The sequence below is a fragment of the Pseudomonas gingeri genome (genome assembly GCF_013386165.1).
GTDB classification, from domain to species: Bacteria; Pseudomonadota; Gammaproteobacteria; order Pseudomonadales; family Pseudomonadaceae; genus Aquipseudomonas; species Aquipseudomonas gingeri_C.
Genome location: NZ_JACAOS010000018.1, coordinates 497,539 through 517,030 on the forward strand (window position 1 = coordinate 497,539; position 19,492 = coordinate 517,030).

Sequence of the window (19,492 nt, forward strand, 5' to 3'; positions counted from 1 at the left end):
CGCCTAATTTCCCTGTCCGGCCATCCGTTAATCGAAGCAAAGCCAAGTGTGCGGCGTATTCGCGCGCGCAGCACTTGTGGTTCCGAGATCAAGGGAGAAGAGTCGTCATGAACAATGCATTGAGTTTGGATATCCGTCCGCTGCTGACCGGGTCGGGCACCTTGCCCATGCTGATCCAGGCGCCTGAACCCGGTCTCGACCTGCGCGAGGCCTTCGCCGAATGCAAGCCGCTGATCGATGCCCACCTGTACCGCAGCGGCGGGATTCTGCTGCGTGGCTTCGACGTGGGGGGCGCCGAGGCGTTCCGTGAGTTCGCTGCGGGCTTTGGTCATCCGTTGCTCAATTACGAGTTCGGTTCCACGCCGCGCAGTAACGTGACCAAGGGCGTGTATACCTCCACCGAATACCCGGCGCACCAGAGCATTCCGCTGCACAACGAGCAGGCCTATACCCTCGAATGGCCGATGAAGATCTGGTTCTACAGCATGATCGCCGCCCAGACCGGCGGCGAGACGCCGATCTGCGACAGCCGTGAAGTCTATCGCCGGGTGCCGGCCCGGATTCGCGAGCGTTTCGTCAGCAAGGGCCTGATGTACGTGCGCAACTATGGCAACGGCCTGGATGTCGACTGGAGCCAGGTGTTCAACACCGAGGACGAGGCGGTGGTCGAGGCCTATTGCCGGGCCCATTCCATCGAATGCGAATGGAAGGACGATGGCGAGTTGCGCACCCGCCAGCGCTGCCAGGTGGTGGCTCGGCACCCGGTGACCGGGGAGGACGTCTGGTTCAACCAGGCACACCTGTTCCATGTCTCGAACCTGCAGCCGGAAGTGCGTGAAACCCTGCTTGATGCGGTGGATGAGGAAGACCTGCCGCGCAATGTCTACTACGGCGACGGCTCGGCCATCGAGGTCGACCTGCTGGACGAGATCCGTGGCGTGCTCGACGACTGCACCATCAGCTTTCCCTGGCAGGAAAACGACGTGCTGATGCTCGACAACATGCTCAGCGCCCACTCCCGCTCGCCGTTTACCGGCAAGCGCAAGGTGGTGGTGGCGATGGCCGAGGGGTACGCGCAATGAATCCGCGGGACGCACAGCAACTGGCACGGCGTTTTATTGCATTGCCGGAGGAAAAGCGCCGGGTCTTCCTGGCGGCGATGGACCGCGAAGGCGTTGATTTTTCCTTGTTGCCTATCGTTGACGGCGATGGCGTTGCCGAGCGCGACGGCTTGTCCTACGCCCAGCAGCGGCTGTGGTTTCTCTGGCAGCTCGAGCCCACTGGCGCGGCCTACAACCTGCCAATGGCGGTGCGCCTGAACGGGGTGCTGGAGTTGCCCGCGCTGGAGCAGGCCTTCAGTGCCCTGGTGGCGCGCCATGAGTGCCTGCGCACCACCTTTGGCCAGGACGGCGAGCATGCTTTCCAGCGGGTGACCGAGCCGAGCGCGGTGCGCATCGCCCTCAGCGATCTGTCCGCGCTGGCCCCGGAACTGCGGGTGCAGCGCGCCCGGCAAGCGATGGCCGAGGAAGCGGGGCAGGCGTTTGACCTGGAGCGCGGTCCGCTGCTGAGCATTCGCCTGTTGCGCCTGGCCGAGCAGGAACATGTCCTGTTGCTGACCCTGCACCACATCATCGCCGACGGCTGGTCGATGAATATCCTCGTTGAAGAATTCACCCGCCTGTATGACGCCTGCGTCGCCGGCCAGGCGCTGTCTTTGCCGACCTTGAGCGTGCATTACCGTGATTACGCCCTGTGGCAACGCAGTTGGCTGGAAGCCGGTGAGCGTGAGCGGCAACTGGCCTATTGGCGCGGGCACCTGGGTGAAGAGCATCCGGTGCTTGAATTGCCCACCGACCGTGCCCACCCGGCCCAGGCCAGCCACCGCGGTGCCCGTCTGGAAGTGCAGGTCGACGGGCAACTGCGCCAGCAACTCAAGACCCTGGCCCAGCGCCAGGGCGTGACCTTGTTCGTGGTCCTGCTGGCCACGTTCAAGACCCTGTTGTATCGCTACAGCGGGCAAACCGATATCCGCGTCGGCGGCCTGATCGCCAACCGCACCCGCAGCGAGACCGAAGGCCTGATCGGCTTCTTCGTCAACACCCAGGTGTTGCGCAGCGAGGTGTCCGGCCAGCAGTCTTTCGCCGAGTTGCTGCACAGCGTGCGTGAGGCGGCTGCCGGGGCTCAGGCCCATCAGGAGTTGCCTTTCGACGCCTTGATCGAAGCCCTGCAACCGGCCCGTAGCCAGAGCCACAACCCGCTGTTCCAGGTGATGTTCAACCACCAGCCGCTGGTCACCGATGTGCAGGGCAAGACCCTCGCCTGCGGGCTGCAAGTGGTGCATCTGAGTGACGAGGAGGGGGCCGCGGGCTCGCGTGAGCATGCCGCCGCCAGCGACCTGATGCTGGAAACCCGCGAGGAAGGCGAGCAGTTGTTCGCGGCCTTTACCTACGCCACGGATATTTTCGACGGCGCGACCATCGCCCGTCTCGCCGAGCACTGGCGCAACCTGCTGAGCGCGGTGTGCGAGGATCCGCAGCAGGCCGTCGGGCAGTTGCCGATGCTGGCGCCTGAGGAGCTCGTGCAGTTGCTCGGCGATGGGACCGGCAAAGCGGCCTTGGCCACTGAGCCCGTGTTGCTGCCACAACTGTTCGAAGCCCAGGTCCGCCGCACGCCCGAAGCGACCGCCCTGATCCTCGCCGAACCGCAACCCCTTGTAGGAGCCGGCTTGCCGGCGATGGCGTCCGAACAGGCGGTGCAAGACTCAGGGGCCCCATCGCTGGCAAGCCAGCTCCTACAGGGAGAGTGGCACGACGATATTCTTGCGGTGGGACGCCGATCCAATGTAGGAGCCGGCTTGCCGGCGATGGCGTCCGAACAGACAGCACAAGACTCAGGTGCCTCATCGCGAGCAAGCTCGCTCCTACAAGGGGGGGCGTTCGAAAGGGCGTCGCGCCTGAGCTACGCCGAACTGAACCGTCGCGCCAACCGCCTGGCCCATCTGCTGCGCGAGCGCGGCGTCGGTCCCGACGTGCTGGTGGGGCTCGCCGTTTCCCGTAGCCTGGAGATGGCCGTGGCCATTCTCGCCGTGCTCAAGGCCGGCGGCGCCTATGTGCCGCTGGACCCACAAACCCCGGCCGAGCGCCTGCAGCATGTGTTGCAGGACAGCGGCCTGAAGCTGTTGCTGACCCAGAGTGCCTGGCTGGCCAGCCTGCCGACCGCTCCAGGCAGCGAAATCCTCTGCCTGGACCAGCTCGACGACTCGGGCTTTTCCGATCACGACCTGCCGCTCACTATCAACCCGCATTCCCTGGCCTATGTGATCTATACCTCGGGCTCCACCGGCCGACCGAAAGGCGTCGCCATCAGCCATGGCGCCCTGGCCGAGTTCATCGCCCGGGCCACCGAATACAGTCAACTGCTGGCATCCGACCGGGTCCTGCAAATGGCCACCAACAGCTTCGACGGCTTTGTCGAACAGTTCTTCCCGCCGCTGTGCCTGGGCGCCTGCGTGGTGCTGCGCGACGACCGTCTGTGGGACAGTGCCACCCTGCACGGCGCGATCCTCGAACACGGCATCACCCTGGCGGACCTGCCGGCGGCCTACTGGCATCTGCTGGTCCAGGACTGGGCGGCCCGACCGCCGCAGCACTATGGGGCACTGCGGCAGATCCATATCGGCGGCGAGGCCATGGCGGTCGACGGCCTGCGCCTCTGGCCGCGCGCCGGCCTCGGGCATGTCCGGCTGATCAATACCTATGGTCCGACCGAAGCCACCGTGGTTTCCACCACCTACGATTGCTCCACCTTGTTGCCCGAGGATGTGTCCTGGCGCGGAGTGCCCATCGGCCATGGTTTGTCCGGTCGACGGCTGGTGGTGCTGGACGATGACTTGAACCTGCTGCCCCAAGGCGCGGTCGGCGAGTTGTACATCGGCGGTCCCGGCCTGGCCCGCGGCTATCAGGGCCAACCGGCCCTCAGCGCCCTGCGCTTTATCGTCGATCCGTTCAACCCCGGCGAACGCCTGTACCGCAGTGGTGACCGCGCCCGCCTGCGCGCCGATGGCGCACTGGAGTACATCGGTCGGGTTGACCATCAGGTGAAAATTCGCGGTTTCCGTATCGAGCTGGGTGAAGTCGAAGGCCGCCTGTTGCAGTGCCCGGGCGTGCGTGAAGCTGCCGTGCTGGCGCTGCCCTTGGCGGGCGGAACGCAGCTGGTCGGCTATCTGGTGGCCGAGCAGTCCACGGACGACGCCCGCCAGGACGCCTTGCGCCTGCGGGTCAAGGCCCTGCTGCAAAGCCAGTTGCCGGACTACATGGTCCCCACCCATCTGCTGCTGTTGCCGCGCCTGCCCCTGACCCCCAGCGGCAAGCTGGATCGCAAGGCGCTGCCGCTGCCGGACCCGAGCCAGTTGCAAGCGCGTTATCGGGCGCCTGCCAGCGACATCGAACGCAGCCTCGCCGAGATCTGGGAACAGGTCCTGCACGTGTCCCAGGTCGGGCTCGATGACCATTTCTTCGAATTGGGCGGGCATTCGTTGCTGGCGGCCCAGGTGATCGCCCGGATCAAGGCGCGCCTGGCGGTCAGCCTGCCGCTGCGCTGTCTGTTTGAAAAGCCTTTGCTGGGTGACCTGGCGGCCGAGTTGGCGACCCTTGTGGAGGGCGCCGGCGAAAGTGACTGGGGTGATATGGAGCAATTCATGAGTTCGCTGGAGGAAGTGGGAGCATGAGTGCCCAGGCCGCATTGAGTCTTGCCAAACGTTTTATTGGCCTGCCGTTGGAGCAACGGCGGCAGTTCCTCACCCGCCTGAGCCAGCAGGGCAAGGATTTCAGCCTGCTGCCGGTGCCGGTCAGCCGGCATGAGCAGGCCGCGATTCCCTTGTCCTATGCCCAGCAGCGGTTGCTGTTCCTCTGGCAACTCGAGCCGGAGAGTGCTGCCTACAATATGGCCGCCGCCTTGCGCCTGCGCGGTGAGCTGGACGAAGCGGCCTTGCTGCGCGCCTTCGAGCATCTGGTCCAGCGCCACGAGGTGCTGCGCACCTGTTTCCAGGTCGACGGCGAGCAGCCGCGCCAGGTGATCCTCGAACAGCTGGCCGTGCCGCTGGAACGTATCGACCTGAGCGCGATTGCCGACGATCTGCGTGAAGCCGAGCTGGCCCGACGGGTCGCCACGGCGACCGCGCAGCCCTTCGACCTGCTCAAGGGGCCGTTGTTGCGGGCCAGCCTGATCCGCCTGGACGAAGCGCAATGGGTGCTGGTGGTGTGCATGCACCATATCGTTTCCGACGGCTGGTCGATGGACGTGATGGTGCGTGAGTTCGTGCAGGGTTATCAGGCGTTCTGCCAGGACCGCGAACCCGGGTTGCCGGAGCTGGCCCTGCAGTACGCCGACTATGCGATCTGGCAGCGCAGCTGGCTGGAGGCCGGCGAGGGCGAGCGGCAGCTGGATTACTGGCGGCAACAACTGGGTGAGGAGCAGCCGCTGCTGGAGGTCGCCAGCGACTTCCCGCGTCCGCCAGTGCAGAGCTTCCAGGGGCAGACCCTGCGCTTCGATTTTGGCGCCGAACGTTCGGCGCAGCTCAATGCCTTTGTCCGTGGCCAGGGCCTGAGCCTGTTCATGCTGGTGCTCGGCGGTTATGCCTGGTTCCTGTCCCGGCATGCCGGGCAACGGGATATCCGCGTCGGCGTGCCCAACGCCAACCGTGGCCGGGCCGAGGTCGAAGGCTTGATCGGGTTCTTCGTCAACACCCAGGTGCTGCGCTGTGAAGTGGACGAGCGCAAGAGTTTCCTGGAACTGTTGGCGCGGATCCGTGAAAGCAGCTTTGGCGCCCAGGCGCACCAGGAGTTGCCTTTCGAACAACTGGTGGATGCCCTGGCCCCGCAACGCAGCCTGGATCACAACCCGCTGTTCCAGGCCAAGTTCAACCAGAACGTCGGCATGCAGAAACAGCGGACCCTGAACCTGCCGGGCCTGCAGGTCGAGGAATACCCGCTGCACAAGGACGGTACGCACTTCGACCTGGCCCTGGACATCACCGACGATGGCCGCCTGATCCATGGCGAGATGACCTACGCCAGCGACCTCTACCAGCCCTCGACCATCGAGGGTTTTATCGCGGCGTTGCTCGGGCTGTTCGACGCGGTGCTGCGGGCGCCCCATGTGCCGTTGCTGAGCCTGGAAAACCGTCCTCCGGTCCTGGCCGCCGAGCCCCGTGCCGCGACGACCCCGGTGCTGCAACAGTGGGACGCCCAGGTGCGGACGCAACCCCAGGCAACGGCTGCCCGTTGCCTCGAACAGACCCTGAGTTTCATCGAGCTGGACCAGGCGGCCAATCGCCTCGCCCATCATCTGCGCAGTCAGGGCGTTGGTGTCGGCGAACCGGTGGCGGTGCTGATGGAGCGATCCCTGGACTGGCTGACCTGTGTCCTCGGGATTCTCAAGGCCGGCGCGGTGTATATGCCGCTGGACAGCAAGGCGCCGGATGCGCGCCTGCAGCCGATGCTCGAACGTGCCGGCGCGCGCCTGCTGCTATGCGCCGAGGGCGACGCGCGGGTGACGACCCTGGCGCCGGTCGGCTGTGTCGGCCAGGTCTTTGTCCCTGAGCAATGGCGTGTCCAGCCGGACACTGCCCCGGCCCTGGATCTCGCGGATCAGGCCCCGGCCTATGTGATTCATACCTCCGGCTCCACCGGCCTGCCCAAGGGTGTGCTGGTCAGCCACGGGGCGTTGGCCAGCTATGTCAGCGGCCTGCTGGAGCGCCTGGAGCTGGCGCCCGAGGCGAGCATGGCGCTGGTCTCCACCATCGCCGCCGACCTGGGCCACACCATGCTGTTCGGCGCCCTGTGTTCCGGGCGTACCCTGCATGTGCTGCCCGAGGAACTGGGCTTCGACCCTGACCGTTTTGCCGAGTACATGCGTGAACATCGCGTCGGCGTGCTGAAGATCGTTCCCGGTCATCTGGCGGCGTTGCTGCAGGCGGCCGAGCCCGCCGACGTGCTGCCCTGGCATGCCCTGATCGTCGGCGGCGAAGCCTGTTCGCCGGCCTTGTTCGAGCAGGTCCGGGCACTCAAGCCGGACTGCCGTTTCATCAACCATTACGGCCCCAGTGAAACCACCGTGGGTGTGCTGGCCCACGAGGTACGGGCATTGCACCCGCACGACCGTGGCGTCGCGGTGGGCCGTGCCTTGCCGGGCGCCCATGGCTATGTGCTGGACGATGTGCTCAATATCGCCGCCGAACAGGTGCCGGGCGAGTTGTATATCGGTGGCGACAGTGTGGCCCTGGGGTATCTCGGGCAACCGGGCCTGACCGCCGAACGTTTCCTGCCCGATCCCTTCGGTGCGCCGGGTGCGCGGGTCTACCGCAGTGGCGACCGCATGCGCTGTACGCGCCTGGGCCAGTTGGAGTTCCTCGGCCGTAATGACGACCAGGTGAAGATTCGTGGTTACCGCGTGGAGCCGGCGGAAGTCGCCCGGGTCCTGCAGGGATTCGAGGCTGTCGCACAGGCGGCGGTCCTGGCGCTGCCGGTGGATGAAGAGGGCGGACGCCTGCAACTGGTCGCCTATTGCGTGGCGGCCCCCGGTGCGCAATGCCAGGTCGAGGCGCTGCGTCGGCAGTTGCAGGCCTGTCTGGCCGACTACCTGGTGCCGGCGCAGATCGTCTTGCTGGCGCAGTTGCCGCTGACGGCCAACGGCAAGCTGGACAAGCGTGCGCTGCCGAAACCGGGAGCGGTCCAGCAGGGTTACATCGCGCCGGTCGGCGAGATCGAAGAGACACTGGCGGCGGTCTGGGCCGATGTGCTCAAGCTCGAGCGAGTGGGCACCAGCGACAACTTCTTCGAGCTGGGCGGCGACTCGATCCTCAGCCTGCAGATCATTGCCCGGGCCAAGCGCCAGGGGATCCGCCTCAGCCCCAAGCAGTTGTTCGAGAAACAGACCATCGGCCAGTTGGCGACCGTGGCGAAGCGGATCGAGAAAAAGCCGCCGGCCGAGGTCGTGGTGCAGGCCAGTGGGCGACAGTTGTTGCTGCCGATCCAGGCACGTTTCTTCGAGATGGACATTGCCCAGCGTCATCACTGGAACCAGTCGTTGATGCTCAAGCCTCGGCAAGTGCTGGAAGCCGGGCCTCTGCAGGCGGCGTTGGCCGTGGTGTTGGCGCAGCACGAGGCCTTGCGCCTGAGCTTTGCACAGCAGGACGGTGAATGGCAGGCGCATTACGCGCCGGCGCCGCTGGCCGATCTGTTGTGGCGGCGTGAACTCACGGACCCTGGGCAACTGACGGCGCTGGCCGATCAGGCACAAGCCAGCCTGGACCTGAAAGAGGGTCCGTTGCTGCGCGCGGTGCTGGTCAACCTGCCCGACGGTGAGCAGCGTCTGCTGTTGGTGATTCACCATCTGGCGGTGGACGGCGTGTCCTGGCGGGTCCTGCTGGAAGACCTGCAACAGGCCTATGTCGCCATCGCCGCCGGGCGCTCGCCGGTTGCCGCCGTGCGCAGCAGCTCGCTGCAGAGCTGGGCTGAGCAGTTGCACCGTTATGCCCACAGCGAAGGCTTGCTGGCCGAGCGTGATTACTGGTTGCAGACCTTGGCGCAGGACCTCCAGGAACTGCCGCTGGAGCTGGCCCCGACGCAGGTCCCCGCCGGGGCAGCCGGTCATGCCAGTTCAAGGCTGGACAAGACACTGACCCAGCAACTGCTGAAGGTGGCCCCGACGGCCTATCGCACCCAGGTCAACGACCTGCTGCTGACGGCCCTGGCACGGGTGCTCTGCGACTGGAGTCAGCGGTCTTCGGTGCTGGTCCAGCTCGAAGGTCATGGTCGCGAAGATCTGTTCGACGACCTCGACCTCAGCCGAACAGTGGGCTGGTTCAGCAGCCTGTTTCCGTTGCGGCTCAGCCCGCAGGCGGAGCCGGGTGCTTCCCTGTGCGGTATCAAGGAACAACTGCGGGCGGTGCCGAACAAGGGCATCGGTTATGGCGTTCTGCGTTACCTCGGTGATGCGCAGTTCGCCCGCCAACTGGCGGCCTTGCCCCAGGCGCGGGTGACCTTCAACTACCTGGGCCAATTCGACGGCAGTTTTGCCGAAGCCGACGGTGCGCTGTTCGTCCCCACGGCCGAATCCACCGGGTTCAACCAGTCCGGGGAGACTCCGCCGGGCAATGGGCTGAGCCTCAATGGCCAGGTGTTCGACGGTGAGCTGGAACTGGATTGGGGATTCAATCCCCAGGCGTATCGGCCTGAAACCATCGAGGCCCTGGCCCGTGCCTATGAACGGGCGCTGATCGAGCTGATCGAGCATTGCTGCCAGGGCGGTCAACTGGGAGTGACGCCATCGGACTTCCCGCTGGTGAACCTCAGTGCCGGGCAACTGCAACGCCTGCCGGTGGCGGCGGGGGAGATCGAGGATGTCTATCCGCTGTCGCCGATGCAGCAGGGGATCCTCTTCCACCATCTGGACGAGCCGGAGGGGGCTGCCTATATCAACCAACTGCGGGTTGGCGTGCGCCACCTGGATGTCGAGCGCTTCCACCTGGCCTGGCAGCAGACCGTGCAGGCCCATGAAATGCTGCGCACGGTATTTGCCTGGCCCCAGGAGCTGGCGGCGCCGGTGCAGATCGTCCTGCGTGGGGTGCAGATGCCCATGGCGGTTCATGACTGGCGCGCGCGCGGCGACCGTGAGGTCGCCTTCGAACAGTTGGCGCAAGCCGACCTCGCGGCCGGTTTCGAACCCCATCGCGGGCCTTTGCTGCGGGTGACGCTGGTGCGAACCAGTGAGACCGAATACCAGATGACCTACACCAGTCACCATATTCTGATGGACGGCTGGAGTACCTCGCAGCTGTTCGGCGAAGTGCTGCAACGTTACGCCGGGCTGGCGGTGACCCGGGGTGCCGGGCGTTATCGCGACTATATCCAGTGGCTGGGCCAGCGTGATGCCCAGGCCAGTCAGGACTTCTGGACCACGGCCCTGGCCGGTTTGCAGGAGCCGACCCGTCTGGCCGGGACGCTGGGCGGCACTCGGTTGGCGACGGGCTATGGGGAACACCGGCATGTCTTTAGCGAGGCGCTGACGGCCGGGCTGAATCGCTTTGCCCGGGAGCGCAAAGTCACCCTCAACACCTTGATGCAGGCCGCCTGGCTGCTGCTGTTGCAGCGTTACACCGGCCAGGATTGCGTGGCCTTCGGTGCCACCGTGGCCGGGCGTCCGACCGACCTGCCCGGAGTGGAGCAGCAGATCGGCCTGTTTATCAACACCCTGCCGGTGGTGGCGAGCCCTGACGCACAGCTTACGGTGGCTGAGTGGTTGCAACTGGTACAGGACCTCAACCTGGCGCTGCGCGAACACGAACAGACGCCGTTGTACGAGATCCAGCGCTGGGCCGGCCTGGGGGCCGGCGGGTTGTTCGACAGCCTGCTGGTGTTCGAGAACTACCCGATGGCCGAAGCGCTGGGCCAGGCTTCGGAGACAGGCCTTGAGTTCGCGGCGATCGAGCGCTCGGAGCAGACCAATTATCCGCTGACCCTGGTGGCGGTGACGGGGCCTGAGTTGATCGTGGACTGCAGTTACGACCGTGCCTGTTTTGACGCCTCGGGCGTAGCGCGATTGGGTCGGCAGCTGGAATACCTGATGGGCCAATTCATGGCCGATGCGCGCCAGCCGTTGGGTGCGCTTGAGCTGCTGGACCCAGTGGAACGCGAAGTCGCCCTCGACTGGAGCCACGGCCGGACCTCCCCTGTAGGAGCGAGCTTGCTCGCGATGGACGTCAACGATAACGCGAGGCATCAGGATGATCGCGGTGGCCTTGCGCTTATCGCGAGCAAGCTCGCTCCTACAGGGGGTGGGGTCCATCCGCAGGGCCCGGGTCATGTGCTTGAGCACCTGGCCGCCCGGGTCGCCGGTCAGCCCGATGCCCCGGCGATCCTCTTCGCCGACTGGCAGCTGGATTACCAGACCCTGGACCGGCGCGCCAATCGTCTGGCCCACCTTCTGCGCGAACGTGGCGTCGGCCCTGAAGTACGGGTTGGCGTGTGCCTGCGCCGGACCCCGGACCTGATCGTCGCCCTGCTGGCGATTCTCAAGGCCGGTGGCGCCTATGTGCCGCTGGACCCCGAGTACCCGCGTGAACGCTTGCTGCATATGCTCGATGACAGCCACGCGGCCCTGCTGCTGAGCGAAGCCATTCTCCTCGAACGCTTGCCGCAGCCATTGCCGGCCCCGGTGTTGCTGATGGAGGAGGGCGACGACTGGCTGGTGAGCTGGCCCGCTCATGCGCCGAGCGTGGAGACCTGCGGCCAGAACCTGGCTTATGTCATCTACACCTCGGGTTCCACCGGCAAGCCCAAGGGCGTGGCGATCACCCACGACAACCTCGCGGCGCTGATCCACTGGTCGTTGCAGTCCTACGCTCACGAACAGTTGCGTGGGGTGCTGGCGTCGACGTCGATCTGCTTCGACCTGTCGGTCTGGGAAATCTTCGTCACCCTGGCCGCTGGCGGTTGCCTGGTGCTGGCGGACAATGCCCTGGCACTGGCGCAGTTGCCGGCCCGTGAACGGGTCACGCTGATCAACACTGTGCCCTCGGCCATTGCCGCGCTGCTGCGTGCCGGGCAGATCCCGGACTCGGTCCGGACCCTCAACCTGGCCGGCGAACCGCTCAAGCAGACGCTGGTGGATGCGCTCTATGCCGGGACCCGGGTGCGCCAGGTGTATGACCTCTATGGTCCTTCGGAAGACACCACCTATTCGACCTTCACTCTGCGCACCGCCCAGGGCGTGGCGAATATCGGGCGGCCGCTGGAGAACACCCAGGCCTACCTGCTGGATCCCGGCTTGCAACTGTTGCCCGCCGGGGTGGCGGCAGAGTTGTACCTGGGTGGCGCCGGGGTTTCCCGGGGCTACCTGGGCCGGCCCGGATTGACCGCCGAGCGTTATGTGCCGAACCCGTTCGCCGCTGATGGCGAGCGTCTGTACCGCAGCGGCGACCTGGTGCGCCAGGGCGAAGGCGAGCGGATCGAGTACATCGGCCGCGCCGACCACCAGGTGAAGATCCGGGGTTTCCGTGTCGAGTTGAGCGAAGTCGAGGCCTGTCTGCTCGAACAGCCAGCGGTGCGCGAGGCGGTGGTGCTGGCCCAGGAGGATGCGGCGGGCAAGCACTTGCAGGCCTATGTGGTGACGCAGCCGGGGGCTGGCGATGCCCAGGTGTTTGTCGCCGGCCTGCGGACGGCCTTGGCCGCGCGCTTGCCGGCACACATGGTGCCGAGCCAGTTGCATCGGGTCGAGGGCTTGCCGCTGACGCCCAATGGCAAGCTCGACCGCAAGGCCCTGATTGCCCTCGGCAGCGGTCCCCGACAGCAGCACTACGAGGCACCGCGCAGCGAGCTGCAATGCCAGGTCGCGGCGCTCTGGCAGGAGGTGCTGGGGATCGAGCAGGTGGGCCTGGGCGACAACTTCTTCCAGTTGGGCGGGCATTCGCTGCTGGCGACCCTGGTGGTCAGCCGGATCGGTGAGCGCCTGGGTGACAAGGTTCCGCTCAAGGAGCTGTTCCAGGCCGACAGTTTGCAGGCGTTCTGCGAGCGGATCGAAGTGTTGCGCGGTGGTTCATCGCCGGTTCAGGATGAATTGGCTAAATCCCTGGAGGCCCTCAAACGTCTATCCCTCGAAGATCTGGAAAAACTGATTTCTTGAGGGGAAGCACGAGTGCAAGGGTTAATCGAGTCGGTAGGACAGCTCTCGTCCAAGCAGCGTAAAGGCTTGGCGGCGTTGCTCAAGCAGAAGGGCATCAATCTGTTCGAGGTCGCGCCGGTGTTCCGCCGCGCGGCCGAGGAGCCCCTGCTGCTGTCCTACGCCCAGCAACGCCAGTGGTTCCTCTGGCAATGGGCGCCGGACAGTACCGCCTACAACATTGCCACGGCCCTGCGGGTGCACGGCCGGCTCGATGTGAACGCCTTGCAGGGCAGCTTCCAGGCCCTGGTGGAGCGCCACGAAAGCCTGCGCACGGTCTTTACCCAGACCGACGGGCAACCGCTACAGGTGGTGTTGCCCGCCGCTCGATTCATGCTGGATCTGCACACACTCGAGCCGGCCTCCACGGCGGAGCGCGAGGTGCAGGTCCAGGCTTTTGTCCAGGCCCAGGGCCAGACGCCTTTCGACCTGGCCAAGGGGCCGCTGCTGCGGGCGGCCTTGCTCCAGGTGACGGCCGAAGAACAGGTCCTGGTGCTAACCCAGCACCACATCGTTTCGGACGGCTGGTCCTTGCAGGTGATGACCGAGGAGCTGTTGGCGCTGTATGCCGATCTGAGCCAGGGTCGTACGCCACAGTTGCCGGCATTGCCGATCCAGTACGCCGACTACGCGTTGTGGCAGCGGCACTGGATGGAAGCCGGCGAACAGGAGCGGCAACTGGAATATTGGCTGGGCAAGCTCGGCGGCGAGCAACCGGTGCTGGAGTTGCCGGTCGATCATCCGCGTCCGCTGTCCCCCAGCTTTGCCGGGGCCAGTCATGCGCTGTTGCTCGACCCGGCGTTGAGCGAAGGGCTCAAGGCCCTGGCCCGGCAACAGGGGGTCAGTCTGTTCGCCGTGCTGCTGGCCTCGTTCCAGGCGCTGTTGCATCGCTACAGCGGGCAGGGCGATATCCGCGTTGGCGTGCCGGTGGCCAACCGTGAACGGGCCGAGGTGGAGCGGCTGATCGGCTTCTTCGTCAACACCCAGGTGCTCAAGGCCGAGGTGGACGGGCAGGGCGGTTTTGTCGAACTGCTGCGCCAGGTCTGGCAGACGGCGCAAGAGGCCCAGGCCCACCAGGACCTGCCCTTCGAACAACTGGTCGAGGCGTTGGAGCCGGGACGCAGTTTGAGCCACAGTCCGTTGTTCCAGGTGATGTTCAATCACCAGGCGCAAGCTCCGGGTCCACTGGCGAATCCAGCATCGCCATCGCTGGCAAGCCAGCTCCCACAGAACCCCACAGACCTTGTAGGAGCTGGCTTGCCAGCGATGACGTCGGTGAATCCAACATCGTCATCGCGAGCAAGCTCGCTCCTACAGGGAGAGGGGCACGACGGTATTCTTGCGGCGGGACACCGATCCAATGTAGGAGCGAGCTTGCTCGCGATAGCGTCAGTGAATCCAACCTCGCCCGCCCGTTCGGTCGCCCCCGGTGAGCTGACGATCGAACCCCTGCACTGGCACAGCCAGACCGCCCAATTCGACCTGGTGCTCAATACCGCCGACCAGCCCCACGGCATCGAAGCCGTGTTCAAGTACGCCACCGATCTGTTCGAAGCCCCGACCGTCGAGCAGCTGGCCCGCCACTGGCTGAACCTGCTGCGTTCGATTGTCGCGAACCCGCAGCAACGCATCGCCGATATCACCTTGCTGGAGCCGGCCGAGCAGCGACACGTCCTGGCCCAATGCAACCCGGCACCGCGCCAATACCCGGTCGACACCTGCCTGCAACAACGAATCGAGGCCCAGGCCGCACTGCGCCCGGACGCTGTGGCGGTGGTTTGCGCCGACCAGCAACTGACCTACGGCGAACTCAACCGCCGCGCCAACCAGTGGGCCCATCACCTGATCGCCCGGGGTGTCGGCGCGGATGTGCTGGTGGGCGTGGCCTGCGAGCGTTCGCTGGACATGCTCGTGGCGATTGTCGCGGTGCTCAAGGCCGGCGCTGCCTACGTCCCGCTGGACCCCGGCTACCCGAACGAGCGCCTGCGCTACATGATCGAGGACAGCGGCCTCAAGTGGCTGTTGGCACAAGGGCACCTGCTGGGGCGCCTGCCGATCCCGGCGGACGTCGAGTGCCTCGACCTGGATCAACCGCCGCAAGACAGCTCGCGGGACAACCCGCCCTGTGTCACTGAAGCCGATCATCTTGCCTACGTCATCTACACCTCGGGCTCCACGGGCAAGCCCAAGGGCGCCTTGTTGCCCCACGGCAATGTGCTGCGTCTGTTCAGCGCCACCGACGTCGGGTTCGGCTTCGGTGCCGACGATATCTGGACGCTGTTCCACTCCTACGCCTTCGATTTCTCGGTCTGGGAAATCTTCGGTGCCTTGCTCCACGGCGGCAAGCTGGTGGTGGTGCCCCAGGACGTCAGCCGTTCGCCCCGGGACTTCCATCGCCTGCTCTGCGATGAGCGGGTGACGGTGCTGAACCAGACGCCATCGGCTTTCAAATCGTTGTTGTCGGTGGCGGTCGATTCACCGCGCGACCTGGCCTTGCGTTATGTCGTGTTCGGCGGCGAGGCCCTGGAAGTACAGGGCCTGCGCCCCTGGTTCGAGCGTTTTGGCGAGCAAGCACCGAAGCTGGTCAATATGTACGGCATCACCGAAACCACCGTGCACGTCACCTACCGGCCGCTGTCCCTGGCCGACCTGGAACAGGCCGCTGGCAGTCCCATCGGCGAACCGATCAGCGACCTGTCCTTGTACCTGCTGGACGATGCGTTGAACCTGGTGCCGCCGGGTTGCGTCGGTGAGTTGTATGTGGCCGGCGCCGGGCTGGCGCGGGGTTACCTGAAACGGCCGGATCTGACGGCCACGCGTTTTGTCCCCGACCCATTCGATCCACAGGGCGGCCGACGCCTTTACCGCAGCGGCGACCTGGCGCGCTTGCGCTCCGACGGCAGCATCGAATACATCGGCCGGCGCGACCAGCAGGTGAAGATTCGTGGCTTCCGCATCGAGCTGGGGGAAATCGAAGCGCGGCTGCAAGGTCACGAACAGGTGGCCGAAGCCGCGGTCCTGGCCGTGGAAGGCGCGACCGGCACACAGCTGGTGGCGTATCTGGTCCCCGTCGATCCGCGTGTGGCACACGATGAAGCGCAGGCCAGCGCCCTGCACGGCGAGTTGCGGGACTACCTCAAGGCCCATCTGGCCGACTACATGGTCCCGACGCACCTGGTGCTGCTGGACACGCTGCCGCTGACCGCCAACGGCAAGCTCGACCGCAAGGCCTTGCCCGAGCCCGATACCCGTGTGCTGCAGCAGGCCTATGTTGCCCCGCGTCGGGAAATCGAACAGCAACTGGCGGCGATCTGGGCCCAGGTGCTGCAGGTCGAACAGGTCGGCCTGAAGGATAATTTCTTCGAGCTGGGTGGGCACTCGTTGCTGGCGACCCAGGTGATCGCCCGGGCCCGCCAGGAACTGGGGCTGGAGCTGTCCCTGCGCAGCCTGTTCGAGACCGCGGACCTGGGCGGCTTTGCCGAGAGTGCCGAAGCGGATCAGACAGCTGAGGTGCCGGCCTTCAGCCTGGCCGACCGCGGCCAGCCCCTGCGCCTGTCCTATGCCCAGCAACGTCAGTGGTTGCTCTGGCAACTGGAACCGGACAACAGCGCCTATCACATCCCGGCCGCGTTGCAACTGGACGGTGTTCTGGATCGCGAAGCCCTGCGTCGCGGCTTCGAAGCCCTGGTGGCCCGTCACGAGAGCCTGCGTACCACCTTCGGCCAGGTCGACGGGCAGGGCGTTCAGCACGTGCAGGCGCCTGCGGCCTTTGTCCTGGCACTGGATGAATTCAACCCGGCGTCGGGCGAAGATCCCGAGTCGTGGGTCAAGGCGCGGGTGGCGCGGGAGGTGCAGGTCGCGTTCGATCTGCAACAGGGGCCGTTGCTGCGGGCGCGCTTGCTCAGCCTTGGCCAGGAGCGCCATGTGCTGGTGGTGACCTTGCACCATATCGTCTCGGATGGTTGGTCGATGCCGATCATGGTCGACGAGTTGATCGAGTACTACGCCGCCTTCAGCCAGGGCCACCAGCCCGTGCTCAAGGACTTGCCGTTCCAGTACGCCGACTATGCCCACTGGCAGCGCGACTGGATGGCCGCGGGCGAAGAGGCCCGGCAGTTGGAGTACTGGAGCCGTCAGCTCGGCGAGCATCAGCCGGTACTGGAATTACCCACCGACCGGCCACGCCCGGCCTTGCAAAGCAGTGCCGGGGCGCGCCTTGAGGTCGCCTTCGAGCCGGCCTTGCTGGTGCCGCTCAAGGCGATTGCCCGAGAGCAGGGCGTGACCCTGTTCATGTTGCTGCTGGCCTCGTTCCAGACCTTGTTGCATCGCTACTCGGGCCAGGCCGATATCCGCGTCGGCGTGCCGATCGCCAACCGCACCCGGACGGAAACCGAGGGCCTGATCGGCTTCTTCGTCAACACCCAGGTGCTCAAGGCCGAGTTCGAACTGCACAGCACCTTTGGCCAGTTGCTGGCTCAGGTCAAGCAGACGGCGCTGGGCGCCCAGGCGCATCAGGACCTGCCGTTCGAGCATCTGGTGCAGGCCCTGCAGCCCGAACGCAGCTTGAGCCACAGCCCCTTGTTCCAGGTGCTCTACAACCACCAGACCGAACGCAAGGGCGCGGTGCGCCAAGTGCCGGGCTTGCACATCGAAGGGCTGGACAGTGGCAGCCACAGCGCCCAGTTCGACCTGACCCTGGACACCTTTGAAGGTGAAGAAGGGCTGCGGGCCGCCCTGACCTATGCCACCGCACTGTTCGATGCCGCCACCGTCGAGCGCATGGCCGCCCATTGGCGCAACTTGCTGCGGGCTGTCGCCGAGCAGGGGGTGACCCAGCGGATTGCCGACCTGCCGCTGCTGGATGACGAAGAACGTGAGTGCATCCTGCAACGCTGGAGCCGTATCGACGGCGTCTACCCTGACGCGCCTTGTGTCCACGAACGGATTGCTGCCCAGGCGCGGTTGACGCCCGAGGCCACGGCGTTGATCTTTGCTGACGAACAACTGAGTTATGCCGAGCTGGAGCGGCGGGCCAACCGCCTGGCCCAGCAGTTGCGGGCGCTGGGCGTCGGCCCGGAAGTGCCGGTGGGCATCGCGGTTGATCGCGGGTTGGACATGGTGGTCGGCTTGCTGGCGATCCTCAAGGCCGGTGGCGCCTATGTGCCGCTGGACCCGGAGTTCCCCCGCGAGCGCCTGGCCTACATGATGCAGGACAGCGGCATCGGCCTGTTGCTCTGCCATGCTCATCTGCTGGCGGAGCTGCCGGTGCCGGCGTCACTGCGCACGCTGTGCCTGGACAGGGTCGAAGACCTGCCGCCGGGAACCGACGATGAGGCGCCGCTCAGCCAGGTGCAGCCGCACAACCTGGCCTACCTCATCTACACCTCCGGTTCCACCGGCCAACCCAAGGGCGTTGCCATCGAGCATGCGGCCCTGAGCGCCCATTGCCACGTCGCCATCGAGTACTTCCGCCTGCAGGCCAAGGACCGCGTGCTGCTGTTCTCCACCCTCAATTTCGACGGTTTTGTCGAACAACTGTTCCCGGCCCTGTGCTGCGGTGCGGCCGTGGTGGTACGCGGCAACGAAGTCTGGGACAGCAACACCTTCCACCAGGAGGTGCTGCGTTCGGGCATTACCGTGGCGGACCTGAGCACCGCCTATTGGTACCTGCTGGTGCAGGAATTCAGCCGCCAGGCGCCCAGGGACTTCGGTCCGCTGCGCCAGGTCAGCGCCACCGGCGAGGCCATGCCGCCGGAAGGACTCGAACTGTGGAAACAGGCGGGGCTGGGCCATGTCCGCCTGCTCAATACCTACGGCCCGACGGAAACCACCATCACCGCCAGTTACCTGGAGTGTGATGCTTATGTGCGCGGCGAATGGCCCAAGCCGTCGTCGATGCCCATCGGCCGGCCGCTGGGTGGCCGGCGCATGTATATCCTCGACAGCGATTTCGCCCCGGCGGTCCAGGGCGCCAGCGGCGAGTTGCTGATTGGCGGCGCCTTGCTGGCACGCGGTTATCACGGGCGTGCGGCGTTGACCGCCGAGCGCTTTATCCCCGATCCGTTCGACGGCCAGGGTGGCGGTCGTCTGTACCGTACCGGCGACCTGACCCGTTACCGCGACGCGGGGCTGATCGAATATGCCGGGCGCCTCGACCATCAGGTGAAGATCCGCGGTTTCCGCATCGAGCTGGGTGAGATCGAAGCGCGCCTGCAGCAACATGCCCTGGTGCGCGAAGCTCTGGTGGTGGCCCTTGACGGTCCGTCCGGCAAGCAGTTGGCGGCCTATCTGGTGCTCCGCGAGCCGGCCTTGAACGAGGCGCAACAGGTGCTGCGTGACGACCTCAAGGCGCACCTGCCGGACTATATGGTCCCGTTGCACTGGGTGGTGCTCGACAGCCTGCCCATGACCCCCGGCGGTAAGCTGGATAGAAACGCCTTGCCCAAGCCGGACCCGAGTGCCTGGCAGCAGGCCTACGTGGCCCCGCGGACCGAACGCGAGCAGCAACTGGCGGCGATCTGGGCGCAGGTGCTGCAGGTCGAGCGGGTCGGCCTGGACGACAACTTCTTCGAGCTGGGCGGGCACTCGTTGCTGGCGGCCCAGGTGATATCCAGGATTCATTCGGGCCTGGGGATCGACATACCGCTTCGGATGATTTTCGAGAAACCTCAATTGAACGAATTTGCACAGGCACTTGAAGGCAGCGGCCTTTCCCTGACCGATGACGGGTTGTCCGACATTGAACGCATGATGAATGACATGGCGGAGGCTTGAG

General features: G+C 65.7%; 4 protein-coding genes. All 4 read left to right on the forward strand.

Annotation, left to right across the window (positions count from 1 at the left end; all coding sequences use genetic code 11):
* Positions 1 to 107: 107 nt before the first annotated feature.
* From HX866_RS23840 to HX866_RS23865, 4 genes are read left to right on the forward strand one after another with little or no spacing between them, the layout of a single operon-like run.
* Positions 108 to 1,082, forward strand: coding sequence for a TauD/TfdA family dioxygenase (locus HX866_RS23840; RefSeq protein ID WP_177095105.1), 975 nt, complete (start codon positions 108 to 110; stop codon positions 1,080 to 1,082).
* The gene (locus HX866_RS34440; RefSeq protein ID WP_256344985.1) at positions 1,079 to 4,726 is read left to right on the forward strand and encodes an amino acid adenylation domain-containing protein; all 3,648 of its coding nucleotides are present in this window, start codon (positions 1,079 to 1,081) and stop codon (positions 4,724 to 4,726) included. The genes HX866_RS23840 and HX866_RS34440 overlap by 4 nt, the downstream gene beginning before the upstream one ends.
* Entirely contained in the window at positions 4,723 to 12,681 is a 7,959-nt protein-coding gene (locus HX866_RS23855; RefSeq protein ID WP_256344986.1) for a non-ribosomal peptide synthetase, read from the forward strand. Before HX866_RS34440 ends, HX866_RS23855 begins: the two co-directional genes overlap by 4 nt.
* A gap of 12 nt (positions 12,682 to 12,693) precedes the next feature.
* Complete coding sequence (locus HX866_RS23865) at positions 12,694 to 19,491, forward strand: amino acid adenylation domain-containing protein (RefSeq protein WP_371319281.1); 6,798 nt, start codon at positions 12,694 to 12,696, stop codon at positions 19,489 to 19,491.
* Position 19,492: the final 1 nt, after the last annotated feature.